At 50.8% G+C, this 15,245-nt stretch carries 12 protein-coding genes; 8 read left to right on the top strand and 4 right to left on the bottom strand.

Going from position 1 to position 15,245, the window contains the following annotated elements:
- Positions 1-53: 53 nt before the first annotated feature.
- From GmarT_RS28115 to GmarT_RS28085, 7 genes are all read left to right on the top strand, one after another.
- Positions 54-1,136 carry a dipeptidase gene (locus GmarT_RS28115; protein ID WP_002645371.1) on the top strand — a complete coding sequence of 361 codons (1,083 nt, stop codon included), beginning with the start codon at positions 54-56 and terminating at the stop codon, positions 1,134-1,136.
- Between the two features lie 214 nt (positions 1,137-1,350).
- The gene (locus GmarT_RS28110; RefSeq protein ID WP_002645372.1) at positions 1,351-2,148 is read left to right on the top strand and encodes a hypothetical protein; all 798 of its coding nucleotides are present in this window, start codon (positions 1,351-1,353) and stop codon (positions 2,146-2,148) included.
- A gap of 222 nt (positions 2,149-2,370) precedes the next feature.
- Positions 2,371-3,033, top strand: coding sequence for an FHA domain-containing protein (locus tag GmarT_RS28105; RefSeq protein WP_002645373.1), 663 nt, complete (start codon positions 2,371-2,373; stop codon positions 3,031-3,033).
- Between the two features lie 57 nt (positions 3,034-3,090).
- Entirely contained in the window at positions 3,091-3,315 is a 225-nt protein-coding gene (locus tag GmarT_RS28100) for a PLDc N-terminal domain-containing protein (RefSeq protein WP_002645374.1), read from the top strand.
- A 108-nt stretch (positions 3,316-3,423) separates the two neighbouring features.
- A complete protein-coding gene (locus GmarT_RS28095; protein WP_052301236.1) occupies positions 3,424-5,448 on the top strand; it encodes a serine/threonine protein kinase in 2,025 nt (674 codons plus the stop codon).
- A complete protein-coding gene (locus GmarT_RS28090; RefSeq protein WP_002645376.1) occupies positions 5,445-6,359 on the top strand; it encodes a hypothetical protein in 915 nt (304 codons plus the stop codon). The genes GmarT_RS28095 and GmarT_RS28090 overlap by 4 nt, the downstream gene beginning before the upstream one ends.
- Positions 6,360-6,389: 30 nt before the next feature.
- Positions 6,390-7,034: an RNA polymerase sigma factor gene (locus GmarT_RS28085; protein WP_002645377.1), complete on the top strand. Its 645-nt coding sequence runs from the start codon at positions 6,390-6,392 to the stop codon at positions 7,032-7,034.
- Between the two features lie 85 nt (positions 7,035-7,119).
- Here GmarT_RS28085 and GmarT_RS30510 read toward each other — a convergent pair whose 3' ends face one another.
- A complete protein-coding gene (locus GmarT_RS30510) occupies positions 7,120-7,218 on the bottom strand; it encodes a 50S ribosomal protein bL37 (protein ID WP_002645378.1) in 99 nt (32 codons plus the stop codon).
- A gap of 302 nt (positions 7,219-7,520) precedes the next feature.
- Between GmarT_RS30510 and GmarT_RS28080 the strand changes: the two genes are divergently transcribed.
- Entirely contained in the window at positions 7,521-9,056 is a 1,536-nt protein-coding gene (locus GmarT_RS28080) for a YifB family Mg chelatase-like AAA ATPase (RefSeq protein WP_002645379.1), read from the top strand.
- 28 nt (positions 9,057-9,084) lie between these two features.
- Here GmarT_RS28080 and amt read toward each other — a convergent pair whose 3' ends face one another.
- The 3 genes from amt to GmarT_RS28065 form a co-directional block, all read right to left on the bottom strand.
- Positions 9,085-12,054: an ammonium transporter gene (gene amt / locus GmarT_RS28075; RefSeq protein ID WP_002645380.1), complete on the bottom strand. Its 2,970-nt coding sequence runs from the start codon at positions 12,052-12,054 to the stop codon at positions 9,085-9,087.
- Positions 12,055-12,290: 236 nt separating this feature from the next.
- Positions 12,291-13,358: a tRNA dihydrouridine synthase gene (locus GmarT_RS28070; RefSeq protein WP_002645381.1), complete on the bottom strand. Its 1,068-nt coding sequence runs from the start codon at positions 13,356-13,358 to the stop codon at positions 12,291-12,293.
- Positions 13,359-13,392: 34 nt separating this feature from the next.
- Positions 13,393-14,955: a thiamine phosphate synthase gene (locus GmarT_RS28065; protein WP_002645382.1), complete on the bottom strand. Its 1,563-nt coding sequence runs from the start codon at positions 14,953-14,955 to the stop codon at positions 13,393-13,395.
- Positions 14,956-15,245 lie beyond the last annotated feature (290 nt).

Raw genomic sequence — 15,245 nt, 5'->3', positions numbered from 1 at the left:
ATACAATGATCGAATGAGATCATTCCCACCTTCTTTTCAGAATAGAGAAACTTATGCTGATTTTTGATGCACACCTTGATATGGCCTGGAATGCCTGCGAATGGAACCGGGATCTGGAATTACCTGTCAGTGACATTCGCAAGTTTGAACGTCAGTTTGAAAATATAATTCCCGGCGAAGCAACGGTTTCCTGGCATGCCCTGCGTCAGGGGGGCGTGGGAATGACGATCTCCACGCTACTGCCTCGACTGCATCGCAAAGACGCGGCGTTGACGCATTATCAATCGAGAGAAGCCGCCTATGGTGTGGCCATGGGGCAGTTGGCTTATTACCGGGCGATGGTAGCGAAAGGCGTCTTAAGAGAGATTCCCGACAGCAGCACACTCGCCAGTCATATCGCTGAATGGGAAGCCAATGAAACAGCTGCCCGCGCGGAAGGAAGTACGATTCCCATTGGTTTCATCCTGAGTATGGAAGGGGCACCGCCGATTCTGTCTCCCGAACAGATTGGTGACTGGTTTGATGCCGGTCTGCGAATCTTAGGACCCGCCCATTATGGTCCCGGTCCCTACTGTTTTGGAACAGGCAGTGAAGGGGGGCTCAAAGAGCAGGGGCCCGCGCTGCTGAAAGAGATGGATCGGGTGGGTATGCTGCTGGATGTGACACACCTCGCCGATCAGTCATTCTGGGAGTCGCTGGAAATCTTCCAGGGACCAGTGCTTGCCAGCCACCACAACTGCCGGTCTCTGGTGAATGCCGACCGTCAACTGACGGATGAGCAGATCAAAGCGTTGATCGAACGCGGTGCCGTAATCGGTTGTGCCTTTGATAACTGGATGATCAAACCGGGCTGGACGATTGGGGTTTCTGATCCCAAAACCACTTCAGTGGAAGATATTGCCAATCATACCGATCACATCTGCCAGTTGGCAGGAAATGCAAAGCATTGCGGCCTGGGAACGGACCTGGACGGCGGATTCGGGAAAGAACAGACGCCCCATGACTTGGATACGATCGCCGATCTGGGGATGTTCGCCGGGATTCTGGAAAAACGGGGATACAGTTCTGAAGACATTAAAGGCATCATGTCGCAGAACTTTGTGGATTTCTTCCTGAAGGCATTACCAGAGAGCTGAGAATATCAGATATTCTAGATGTTTTGTTCGCTGTATCCTGTTGTTTATCAATGGGATACGGCGTTTTTTTGTTTTTCCGGCAAACTTTGTGAAAAACTTTCAAGAACTTGAAATGAGCGGCGAATAATTCCCTGTGACGTGGCCGATCGGTTTGGCCTACTGTTCCGAATCGAACAATTGTTGTTGTATTGAGGGAGTCTGGACAATGATATTCATGTGTAAGAAATTTGTGATAGGTGCTGCAGTGCTGGCCACGCTGGGAACCTTCGTCTTTGGCCGCGATGTGGTGAGTTATGTGAAAACTGCCGGCAATTCTGTCAGACAGGCGGTCAAGTCAGAAGTTCCCGTGGATTTCGAAGTCGACCGGGCTCGTAAAATGGTGGAGGATCTGGTGCCGGACATTCGTCGTTGTATGCATGTGATTGCAGAGCAACAGGTAGATGTCGAAACATTGCAGAGCGAGATTCATGATACAGAACTCGCCATGAAACAACAGAAAGATGCGATGTTCACCCTGCGATCAGACCTGGAGTCGAACGAGACCGAATTTGTGTATGCAAGTCGGACCTACAGTAAAGACGATATCCGCAGCGATCTGGCACAGCGGTTTGATCGTTATAAAGTCGCGACCGACACGCTGAAGCGAAACGAACAGATTTTGAAAGCTCGTCAAAAGGCTCTGGATGCCAATCGTGAGAAGTTGGAAAATATGCTGTCTGCCAAGATGGACATGGAAGTACAGATCGAGCAGCTGGAAGCACGTCTGAAATCGGTTCAGGCAGCAGAAACCGTCAGTAATCTGGAGATCGATAATTCTCAACTGACCCGTGCCAAGAGCCTGATTAAAGACTTGAACAAGCAACTGGATGTCAAAGAAAAGATGCTGGATGCAGAAGGAAAATTCACTGGCCTGATTCCCGTCGATACCAAAGTGGAAGAAAAACGGGATGTCGTCAAGCAGATGGATGAATACTTCAGAACTAAATCAGGCGATCGTGTCGCCATTCAGTAAAAACGACTGAAAAATAAACAAATTGGCGCGAGTGGTGGCAGGTGGTTCTTGTTTTCGAGTAGAGCTGCCTGCCCCTTGCCAGTTTGATGTCCCGATGAAAATCTGAGTGATCCCTGACGAAAATAGCATCCTAAGCGATCACTTGTTGAACTCATTCGTTAAAATAAAGTGTGAACTGTTTTAGCAATTGTGCCTCTCACTTCCTGATTCCGGAGAATTACCTTGGGCTTCTTCACTTCATCATCCAGACAGGATCAGGCAGCGAAATCTTCCGCTGGCGTGAGCTATCTGCTGTGGATTGATGGGGTCGGAACGTATCTGGTCTACTTACCCGAGACCCTGAAAATTGGTGGTCCGGGGGAAACAGGCGTGACAGGCGGCCTGGCCTCGGAATGGGCTGATTTATCAATACTGGCCAATCTTTCGCGACACCATGCGTCGATCACCCGCTCAGGAGAGAATTATTTTCTGGAAGCGATGGCTCCCGTTTTCTGTAATCAGCGTGCGATCAATGATCGTGTCTTGCTCACGGATCAGGCGGCGCTTAGACTGAATACAGATACAGTCCTCACATTCCGACAGCCGACGGCCCTGAGTGCATCCGCCTGTCTCGAATTCACGAGTCATCATCAGCCACAACAGCGACTGGATGGTGTCGTACTAATGGCGGAAACCTGTCTGCTGGGAGCGAACAGCGAAAATCATGTCGTCTGCCCACACTGGCCAGGAACTGTCATATTGTATCGACAGGGGAATCAGGTCTTGTGTCGCTCCCGGCTGGCAATCGATGTAAATGGGATGTCAGTTTCTCAGGGAACCGTTTTGACCCCGGGTTCTCTAGTCACTGGCCCTGAGCTGCGTTTCCGCTGGGAGGTTGTCGCTTAAATCGAACAGGGGTTTTACTCGCGCTAATGAATACGTGCCATGATGGAAATTGGAATAATGATGTCACTCCTTGGTTTACTGTTTGCTTTGATTTCAATGGCTTTGAGCCTGCTCTTATTTGTACTCTGGATCTGGATGTTAATTGACTGTATCAAATACGAACCTTCCACTGGTAATGATAAAATTATCTGGGTGTTGGTAATCGTTTTATTGAATGGGATTGGGGCACTGCTTTACTACTTCATTCGTCGACCGGAACGGATAAAACTGACGGGGCAGTAATCTCAGAAAAAAAATGATCCAGGGACACTTTGACAACGTTATTAAGATAGTTGAGAAATGAATCGTAAACCGTACAACTGCCATGTTGTTTAACGGATGGAACGAAAAATGAAATTCACCTTTGCACCAGAATCGAAACCTTTAGAAGGATTTACGATCAAGCGCGCCATTGACCGGGGCGGATTTGGTGAGGTGTACTACGCACTGAGTGATTCCGGTAAGGAGGTCGCATTAAAGCTGCTGCAGCAGAATATGGATATTGAGTTGCGGGGAGTGACGCAGTGCCTGAATCTGAAGCATCCCAACCTGGTGACCATTTTCGATGTCAAAACGGACCGGGACGGCGATCACTGGGTGGTCATGGAATATGTATCCGGTCAGGGCCTGGATAAGGCGCTTCATCAGTATCCGCAGGGTATGCCGATGGAGCAGGTTCGCTACTGGCTGTCGGGCATTTCAGAAGGATTGTCTTACCTGCACAGCCGCGGCCTGGTACACCGGGATCTGAAACCGTCCAATGTTTTCCGCGATGGGGAGACCATCAAAATTGGCGATGTCGGATTATCCAAGTTCATCACTCACAGCCGGCGGAGTGCGAATACTCAAAGTGTAGGAACTGTGTATTACATGGCTCCCGAAGTCGCACGCGGCCGCTACGGTAAAGAAGTAGACGTGTATGCGGTAGGGGTGATGGTATATGAAATGATCACCGGTGTGGTTCCCTTCGATGGGGAATCGACGGCGGAAATTCTGATGAAGCATCTGTCAGAAAAGCCGGACCTGAGCCGTTTACCAGTACATTTGCAGGCGGTGATGGGACGTGCTCTGGAAAAAGATCCTCAAAAGCGAATCGGCGATATCAAAACATTCAAACAGGAATTTGAGCGCGCTCTGTTTCAACGCGAGACGGTGACGGAAATTCCCGATACTGCATTTGAAACCTTTGCGAGTGTTGCTGCCCCGATGCAACATTCGGACGGGGTGAGGCAGAACTCGCGCGTTTCGAACTATCAGAGTTCCTGGGAGTATAAGACGCTATTAGGACCTGCAATCATTTTGATGTTTCTACTTATCGGGTTGATGGGAGCCACGATGGCCAGCCTGGGGGCCGGTTTTGCACCTTTTATTCTTTGCCTCCCTTTCGTGATGCTTTTCAGTGGAGCCGTTGTCATGGCGTGTGTGTTCGGGCGACGGTTTTTTACCAAGGGAATATCGGCGATTGTGAAGGGGCCGCCTCCCATCAGCAATTTATGGGATAAAAAACAAAAGAGACATGAGACCCAGACCGCTGATCGCGAAACCAATCTCGAGCAGACGCGCATCCTCCGGGAAGAAGAACGAAAAAAGGCAGACGCACAGCGTCATCAGACTTATAGCCAGAAACAACAGAAGCCGTATTATCCCCGTGCCTTAACACCGCGCACTCCCCGCGCGATTTCGCACCGGACGCGGTTGTACAACCTCTCGGTCTCAATGATCAAGGCGGTATTCTGCACGCTGGTGATCGTCGTGGGGCTGGTCTGTTTTACCGATGGATCTTTTTTTCAGGGAGCCATGGGCGATATGTCTCGAGGTGTCATGGGAGGATATAACTACGCACCGTTCTGCCTGCTAATCTGCGGGACGCTTGTTGCTGCCTGGAGTGTCTTAGCAGTCGCGAAGCTGACTGAAGGTAAAACCTATGATCAGAGCACACGCCGTATCATCTGGCTGACGACTGGAGCTGCTGTCGGAGCGATCATCTACCTGCTGCAGACAGAAGTCCTGATGACCACCATTGGTTCGGCACGCGAGGATTACCTGGGGTTGAGACCACTGTTTGATGCCGTCGGCCCGAATTCGCTGGTACTGGTGAATGGTCAACCCAGCCTGTTCAGCTACGTGATCTTTTTCGGAGTTCTGTTTTGTTTCCGTCGCTGGTGGTGGCACGCCGATTCATTCCGCCCCCGAAAATTCCGGGTTTTATCTGTGCTGATCACAGTCTTTACCGCTTATATCATTACTGCCATCTGGGCGTTTCCGATGATCCCGGCAATGTGCTGGGCAGCTATTATCTCAAGCGTCGTGCAGCTCTCAGCCAGCTGGATTCCACCCGAGCAACGCTATATTGAAATGAAATGGGGCGCACGATGATGATCGGAATACTGGAACTGTTAATTTTAGTGGTCGTGGTCCCCGTTGTCATTCTGATGGCAGCAGCCGTTGTACGCTATCTCTCGCAGCAGAACGTTTCGCGGCTGTTAATCTTCGGCGGTCTGGCTGTACTGGGGTTCCTTTTTCTGGCAGGTCCCGGTCTCTTTATTGTCAGGAAGATGTCCTCGTCATCGATTCAAAATGTTCAGGAAGCAACCGCAATCTCGCCGCAGGACGTTGAGTATCCCGTCCGTCTTGATCCGAAAATGAAAGGCATTCAAGCCGAGATCCCTCAGGCTGCGGAGCAGGAGAAAATTAACGATAATCAGCCCCTGGTGGCATCCAAGCCCTTTAAGTTTCAAAAAACCGTTAAGAACATTCCCTCACAACAGAAGGATGCTGAATTGCCGGACTGGGTGGTCGAGGGAGTTCATTCAGCGGTGCTTGAGGAAAACAATCTGATTAATAACAGCCGCCCGGTGTTTCAGTCCGGTTTATTTGCGACCCGAGAGGAAGCGCTTCAGGATGCGTTGGCGAAAGCAAGACAGCAGATGCAGACCAATCTGATGATGCGAGAGCCCTGGTTGAAAAACAATGTGTGGCAACTGGACCCGGAACTGTTCAGACAGACTGCCTACCGCCGCCCTCACTTCCAGACGGTTGAGCATGATTTTGGTGATGTGTTGAAATCAGGAAAGTCATTCAAGCAGGATATGTTCAGGGCATATGTGGAAATTGAAAACACGCCTGTAGTGAGACAGCAGTTACTCACCCGCTGGAAGCAGAACATTGGCAATGAACGCAGTCTGTGGGTGGGCGGTGTTTTTGGTCTGATGACATTGATGTGTATCGGAGCTGCCGTTTATTTGAGAACCGACTCGGATCAGGCTACAATCCATTCGTCTCATTAATTTCTCTTCTAATCAGTCTGTGATGGACTTATGCCGATCGACGAAGCCGACCAGCTGCTGGTCTCACAAATCAAAGCCGGAGATGCGGAAGCCTGGTCCGAATTGATTGCCCGATATGAAGGTCGGTTGCTGGCATTTGTGAACAGCCGTCTGCGCAATCAGTCGAGCAGTGAAGATGTCGTTCAGGAAACGTTCCTGGGTTTTCTGATCAGCCTGCCCAATTACGATCCTGGCACTCCTTTAGAATCGTTTCTGTTTGCCATCGCCTCTCATAAACTGACAGATTTACTGCGCAAACAGGGACGGCGACCGACAATTCCCCTGTTTCCAGAGGAAAGTGGCGCGCGGGAAAATCATCGTGAACCAGCCGGACATACGCGGGTGGCCTCCAGCCTGGCACGCAGTAAGGAACGCAAATCAAAAGAAGAGCAGATCATCTGTGTGAGTCTGCAGACGCTGATTGATGCCTGGATCAAAAATGGTGAGTTCGAGCGACTGCAGTGTATCGAACAGCTGTTTGTTTCAGGAAAAGCAAATAAAGAGGTGGCGCAGCAACTGCAGATCACAGAGCAGGCGGTCGCGAACCACAAGCACTTTGTGGTAGGCAAACTGAAAGACGCGATTAAAACCGCGCAGATTCAGGATGCCGATCTTGACGGGCTGGGGCTGAATTAGTCAACAACGAACCGCGCAGCAAAAAACCTCGCCTGATCATCACAGGACGAGGTTTTAATCTTCTCAGGTCAGCTGTTACACCAGATTAGAACTTGATGTGCTTGCGTTTTGCCTTGCGTGCTTTGGCACTGGCAGGACGGCGACCGTGATTTGCTTTTTTCAGTTTGCGTTGTGTTTTAGCCATGACGTTATCCCTTAATGGTCTTCAGATATTACTTATCGAGACCACATGTTGACTGATGAGGCCTTTAGAAAGTATCGGTATCGGGCCAAGTATTCTAGTCGAAGCCTCTCCTGAAAAAAAGCCAATCAGTCAAAAAACACCACGACTCAGACGATTTCTTCCACTTTTGTTCAGATTTTTGAGTCCAAATTCGTTTTGGAGGGCCTCGGGTATGTGGACTGTTGTTCCAAGTCGGGTTAGCATGGTTGAGATCAGCCGGATACTGGACAAATAAGACGTCGGTTTAACTGAAGAAGATCATCATGCTGGCCAAGCTATATACCTACTCCCTGTTTGGTATTGATGCCAAACCCGTGGAAGTGGAAGTCGATATCTCTCCCGGGGCGATGCCTAAGACGATTCTGGTGGGCCTGGCGGAAGCAGCCGTCAAAGAGAGCACGCATCGGATTGAGCGGGCGCTGGTTAACAGTGGCTACAATCGCCCCATTGATCGCATCGTTATCAACCTGTCTCCCGCTGATCTTCCCAAGGATGCTGCATCGTTCGATCTGCCTATTGCATTGGGCCTGTTGACTGCCAGCGGGCAGTTGGCTTCAGATCGCTTTCAGGATTACGCCGTGGTGGGGGAACTGGCACTGGATGGCACGATTCGTCCGGTTCGCGGTGCGCTTTCGATGGCACTTGCGGCTCGCGAGCAGGGGAAACAGGGTTTACTGGTTCCCGTTCAGAATGCCGAAGAAGCAGCCGTTGTGGATGGGCTGGATGTCTTCGCAGTTGGTACGCTGGCAGAAGCCGTCGGCTTTTATACAGGCTCTTTACCCATCGAAGCGGTTGAGTTCTGTTGGGAAAATGCACTGGAAGAGCATGGGCATTACGATATCGACTACAGTGATGTGAAAGGACAGGAATACGCGAAGCGGGCAATCACAGTCGCTGCTGCCGGCATGCATCATCTCCTGATGATTGGATCTCCTGGGACCGGGAAGACCCTGCTGGCATCGCGGATCAGTACCATTCTGCCGCGTCTCTCTCAGGAAGAGAGCCTGGAAACAACACGTATCTACAGTGCGATGGGGCGGCTGCCCAGTGATCAGTCGCTGGTGATGCTCCGCCAGTTTCGCACGCCCCATCATACCATCAGCGAGGCAGGGCTGGTGGGCGGAGGCTCTACGCCCGCACCAGGAGAAATCAGCCTGGCGCATAACGGGTTACTGTTTCTGGATGAGCTGCCTGAATTCAATCGGCGGACATTGGAAGTCTTGCGACAACCATTAGAAGGGGGTGAAGTGACGATCTCACGGGCGATCGGCAGTGTGACTTTTCCTGCAAATGTGATGTTGATTTCCGCAATGAATCCCTGTCCCTGTGGCTACCTGTCTGATCCGCGGCGGAAGTGTTCGTGTAATCCGATGCAGATTGAACGTTATCTGTCCAAGATCAGCGGGCCCCTGCTGGATCGGATTGATATTCATATTGAAGTGCCCCCGGTTCCCTTCCGCGAACTTTCCAATCAGACAACGGGAACCAACAGCGCGGCGATGCGCGAACAGGTACTGGATGCCCGCGAGATTCAGGCACGACGGTTCGCGAATGAGTCCACCTCACACAATGGCCGCATGACGCCAAGACAGTTAAGGAAACACAGTCAACTGGCTTCAGATGCAGAAAGCCTTCTGAAATCGGCTATGGAAGAAATGGGACTGTCTGCCCGCGCACATGACAAAATATTACGTATCAGCCGGACCATTGCAGACCTGGATCATTCTAATCAGATCACCGCGGCGCACATCAGTGAAGCCATCAATTACCGCACATTGGATCGCCAGTTCTGGTCCTGATGGCGGTTTCACTGCCAGATATTTCCGCTTATGAAGACGGTCCGGTCGATTCTACAGTGGCAGAGAGACGGGCGATGGTTTCCAGTAATTTCCGTCTGTCAACCGGCTTGGTGGCATAGGCGTCACACCCGGCAGTCAGGCATTTCTCCATATCATTTTTCATCGCGTGAGCCGTGAGGGCGATAATCGGTCGCGTATATCCGGCTTCTCTCAGCTTGCTGGTAGCGGTATATCCATCCATGACAGGCATCTGCATATCCATCAGAACAAAATCATAGGGTTCTCCAGCCAGGTCTGCAGCCATGATTTGATCGTAACCCAGTTGCCCGTTATCTGCCAGATCAACGTGCATCCCTTCCTTTTTCAGCAGAAATGAAATCAGTCGTTGATTATCCAGACCATCTTCGACGACCAGAACCCGGCTGGACGAAATTGTTTTGCCAATGTGGTCCGATAGTTCCTGGCTGCATTCCGTCGCGGTACTATTGACGGAATTCTGATCCACTTGCTGGAGTCGCACTCCCTCAAGAGATCCCGTGTTGACGGAGATAGTGAAGGTGCTTCCCGATCCGATCGTACTGGTGACATGAATACGCCCTCCCAGCATTTCCGAAAGGCGTTTTGAAATGGCCAGACCCAGACCTGTCCCTCCATATTTTCGGGTTGTCGAGCTATCTGCCTGAGTAAATGGTTGATAAATCTGTGCGAGTGCCGTTTCGGAAATTCCGATCCCGGTGTCAATCACATCAAATTGTAGCTGGGCAAAGCCATCTTCCAGATGGATGGTTCTGGTTCGTAGTTCAACATAACCGGAATCGGTGAACTTAATGGCATTTCCCAGGAGATTGATCAGAATCTGTCTCAGACGGGTCGGGTCTGTCACAATTGTTTCTGGAATCGGATTATCAAAAGAGACAACTAATTCAAGTTCTTTCAGGTCGGCTTTAATCTGCATCAAAGCGACGATGTCACGGATCAATTCAATCGTATTGACGCGCACCTGTTCCAGTTCAAGTTTACGTGCTTCGATTTTAGACAGGTCCAGAATATCGTTGATGACGCCAATCAGGTATTCACCATTACGTTTCACGATGTTTGCTGATTCAATATCTTCCTTTTTCCGCAGGTTGTTCAACAGGATATCCGTGAATCCCAGAATTGCCGTCATGGGTGTGCGGATTTCGTGGCTCATATTGGCCAGAAATTCACTTTTCGCTTCACTCGCTGCTTCGGCTCGTTTACGTGCTTCATTTAATGATCGTTCGTAATCTTTGCGCTCACTGATATCCTGGATAATGCCGGTGAAAATTTCCCGGTCTGCCAGGAGTACAGAGCTGACAGCCAGTTCTGCTGGAAAAGTAGATCCATCGTTGCGCTGGGCCACGATTTCCTGTCGCGAGCCAATAGCGCGTACCAGTTGCGGATTCAACTCGCCACTCGAATACTTATGTTGAATTTTCTGATGCAGCGGAGGAATGAGGAGGTCGATACTTTTCCCGATCGCTTCGTGATTGTAGTAGCCAAACAGATATTCGGCTCCCCGATTGAATTCTTCAATCTTCCCCTCCAGATCAATTGTGATAATCGCATCCATGACATTATCCATGATTGATCGGTAACGCACTTCACGGTCTTTTACATCTGACAGAAGAATTTCCTGTGCATCCAGTACCCGGTTGTATTGATAGCCGACAATCCCTGCTTCGGTGAAATTGTCGACATCTGCACGGGACTGTTTGTTTCCCTTTTCATGGGAGATCATGGTTTCCAGCAGGCTGTGCAGTTCGGTTGAAGCGCCGTGTTCGGCAACATTCAGTCCGATTTTTTCATCCGACACACTGACACGGATCGGCATAAAGTGATTTACCAGTTTCATGATGATCCAGATGCTGCCGAAACTCCAGACAAAACAGACCCCTGCTCCCAGTGACTGAATTCCCAACTGGGAAATGCGTGAAGCGCCACTTGGGAACAGACTGGTATCAGCAAATAACGCGACGGCGAGTGTCCCCCATGCGCCGGCAAAACCGTGCACAGGAATCGCTCCAACCACATCATCGATTTTGAAACGCTCTTCCAGAAGCCAAAGTGAACCCAGCATCACACTGCCAGCAATAAAGCCAATGAGAAGGGCACTGGGGTAACTGACGGCATTGCAGGATGCTGTGATGGCAACCAGACCAGCCAGTGAGCCGTTAAAGATTTTTTCGACGGAGATTTGATTTGAGACAATTAATTCCCAGAGTAAAACGCATATCCCCCCCGAGATTCCGGCAAGGATAGTATTGAGAATAATCGAAGGCACCTGTCCGTTTAAGGCGAGCGTGCTGCCTCCGTTAAAACCGAACCAGCCAAACCAGAGAATTAAAAATCCCAGAGCCGCCATCGGCAGGTTGCTGGATGAAAAACGATGTTTGTTATTATCGTCGGTGAAACGACCTGTTCGTGGACCCAGTATCAAGACAGCTGCCAGGGCAGACCAGGCACCAACAGAATGTACTACGCTTGAGCCGGCAAAGTCGAGAAACCCCAGTTTTCCGAGCCAGCCCGCAGGAGCCCCTGTGGCATCCCGGGCCCAGGCCCAGTGACCAAACAGCGGATAGGCGAATGCACCGATTCCAACGGCCAGCAGCAGGTAGGCACGAAACCGCATTCGTTCTGCCACTGCACCCGAAGAAATCGTCATCGCCGTACTGCAGAAAACCAGCTGAAACAGAAACACAACGGTAGGCCAATGCGCGTTACTGGTGTCTTCAAAAGCGAACTGAGTTGTCCCCACCCAGCCGCCATAGGACTGACCGAACATTAAGCCAAAGCCGAACAGCCAGAAAATTATGACTCCGATGAAGAAGTCCACAATGTTCTTGGTGGCGACATTGATACTGTTTTTGGATCGAGAGAGGCCGGATTCCAGGCAACAGAAGCCAGCCTGCATTAGAAAAACCAGGCTGGTACAAGTCAGTACCCAGATTGTATTTGTGGTTAACTCATGAGACATGAGACGAAGAGCCTGTCGGGATCGATATCCAGCCGTGAAACGCGAATAGCGGCTGGTTGACTATTTGAAACATACGCTTCCCAACTTTAGGTTGTGAAAGGCAGCAGTCAAAAAAAAAGATGAGTGAAAACACTCTATTCGCGGATGTTCAAAAGATCGACTCAGATGTGCAGGCGAGTGATCGGAATAACTGTTAGAGTCGGCCTGACTGGCCCGTGGAATTTAAGGCATTTCGTTCAAACAGCAGGCGTTTCCAGGGAGAGTGGATTGGGTTTTTCGACCGGCGGGAAACGCCCGGGGGCATTTTCCGTATACCACTGATCGAGTACCTTTAACCAGTCAGCAGCTGTTTTGACAGCAATAAATGCTTTCTTGACCTCAGCGTATTGAGGGTGCAGTTCCGAATAGAAAATGCCGAACTTCCGCATCGTGTTGCAGACTTTTTTATCGCCGTAAAACTCCCGTGCCAGTTCAAAATGTGCGGAAATGACTTCGCGCTGCTCTGTGACATCGGGAGGAGAGATCGATTTGCCGCGCAGCAGATCGGCCGTCTGTTGAAAAATCCAGGGGTTGCCAATCGCACCGCGGGCAATCGAAACACCATCCACACCCGTCACACGTAACATATCCAGACAGGACTGCGGCGAAAACAGGTCACCACTCCCAATCACGGTTTTCTCACCCGCGTGTTGTTTGACCTGTTTCAGAAACTCCCAGTTACTCGGGCCAACATACTTCTGATCCACGGTGCGCCCATGTACGGTAATAGCAGACAATCCGCGTGCGTATGCTCCATCAAAGATCATAAAGAAATTGTCTGCTGATTCACTGCTGTCATCGATACCCCGTCGCATTTTCAGGGTGACCGGTATCTCTGCAGGCACGGTATCCCGCACGCGAGAGATAATATCCAGCGCCACTTCCGGCTGACTTAAATGATAGCCGCCACGACAGCGACTCATCACCTTTTTCACTGGACAACCAAAGTTGATATCGATCACATGGAAACCGGCTTCAACCAGCCTCCGGGCAGCCGGTCCGAATTCTTCCGGCTCGGATCCCATCAACTGACCACCTACGGGAAACTCATCCTGATGGCAGTACATCATCGAATGCTGTTTCCCCTGTTTGGTCTGAATGATCATACGATCGATCATCACTTCACAAAGCGTATAAGCAGCGCCGAGTCGCGCGGCAATCACGCGCATGGGATAATCGCTGTATCCGCTCAAGGCTGCCTGGTACAGGGGAGACTCCAGTTGATAGGGGCCCAGGGAAACAGGTTGTAAAGTATTAACGGTCATAGAGCGTGTCGGGTTTTCTATTGATCCAGTAAGTTCAGTTCGAGAGCTGTTCCAGTAATTCCCGGGTGATTTGCCCCGGATGCTCATGGCTGCAGATGACACCACTCACTGCGACTCGGGTGGCACCTGCCTCCAGTACCTGTTGCAGGTTGTCGGCCTGGATGCCTCCGATGGCAAACCACGGCAGGGTGATTTCGGCGGCAACCTGGTTGACGAAATCCAGGCCCGCGTATTCATGTTCGGCAAAATTCTTGGTTGAAGTGGGAAACGTGGGGCCGACACCAATATAGTCAGCGCCATCCAGCACCGCCTGGCGAGCCTGTTCTATATTATGAGTAGAGACGCCAATCAATCGTCTGGGGCCCACAATCTGTCGCACTTCACGCACGGGCAGTTCGTCCTGACCAACGTGCACGCCGTCTGCATCAATGGCGATCGCCAGGTCCGGGCGGTCATTCATGATGAGAATTGCACCAGCGTCGCGGGTCCATTTCCGCACGCGATTTCCATGCGCCAGCAACTGGCGGTCCGTCATTGATTTTTCACGTATCTGAACCAGATTGACTCCTGCAGCCAGCGATTCCCGTATCGCCGGTCCAGCACCATGATGACACAGGCTTTCCGAAACCAGCAGATAGAGCCGACTGTTTTCCAGTCTGCGTTGGCTGGCGATGCAGGTTAAGATCGTTTTCTCCAGAGTATAGCTGGCATAACGCATCTGTTTGAAAATGGCTGCCGCTTCGGGCGAAATCAGTTTACTGAATTCTTCCAGGGTCCGCGCTGCTTCCTGCACCCGTTTCAGATTGGCCTGCAGCAGATGTTCCAGCGAAGAACGGTCGATTTCGCTGGTGGTGCTGATCGAAGTGCCGACATCGTTGAGTGTATCACGGCTCGAAATCAGTGTCTCATTGCCGATAAACCTGAGAGCGTCTGTCAGCCGATGCCGCGTTGATTTCAGCAGACTCATTAAATGGGCATCATCCAGCGAAAAGCGGAGGAAGTCCTCAATGACCCGTAAACCTTCCCGCAGCCGATTGGCGGCGGCATCGATGGTTCGCAGTGTATTTGTCTGATCGTCGGCTGTGGCTGCAACCGTCCGCAGAGCGAAATCGACATCAAGCGGTTCTACTGTCTGTCGAAAAATTACATTGATCGAGTCATCCAGCTTCTCTGCGGAAAGAGATCCTGTACTTTGAAGCCACTCAGATTCTTTTCCCGCGGTAGCCAGCAGCCCCCATAGCAGATGCTCGCTCCCGATTTCCGTGGGGACGTCCGCGCGACTCGCCTGCTGCATCGCGTGATTTAACACCTCTCTAAAAGCAGGATATTGTTGCAGTGCCTGAGACATTTCCAGCGGTTGAACTGGAGAATCAAGAAGCGAGGTGGCGGGATCCTGAGACAGCGGTAACTGGAATTCCTGCAAGATCTGGGCCAGGTCAATCTGATGCGTCCGCATGATTTCGGCGGCCCGCGATTCTTCCAGAGCAAGGGCAGCCAGCAGCGGCGCAAGTGTCGGTTCTGATTCGGCTGAGCCGCTGGCAATCCGTTCTGCCTGAATTAAGGCCCTTTGCGCGCCGGCTGTCAGTATATGATGCATGGGAATGGTAAGGTTTCTGGACTGCTAAATGCCGGAAGAAATTGATCGGTGCCGACCGGTGACGCTCCAGTCTTCATTTAAATAGAGTAACCGATCAAAGGCTTATCTTGCTACATTAGGGGTTGGGGACTAGAATTAAAAATGCTGGCCTTGTGGATTGTGTCGATTTTAAGGCTTTGGCAGGGTGGTGATTTTCGCTGTTTTCCATTATGAATCAAACTTCCTGTCCCGGTTTCGTTCAGGCCAGTGAAATTATGAATGTTAAAATGGGTATAATATTTTAGTAAGTT

The organism is Gimesia maris, assembly GCF_008298035.1.
GTDB lineage: Bacteria > Planctomycetota > Planctomycetia > Planctomycetales > Planctomycetaceae > Gimesia > Gimesia maris.
Note: the sequence above shows the minus strand (reverse complement) of the source record. Positions and strands in the feature narration are given on the sequence as shown.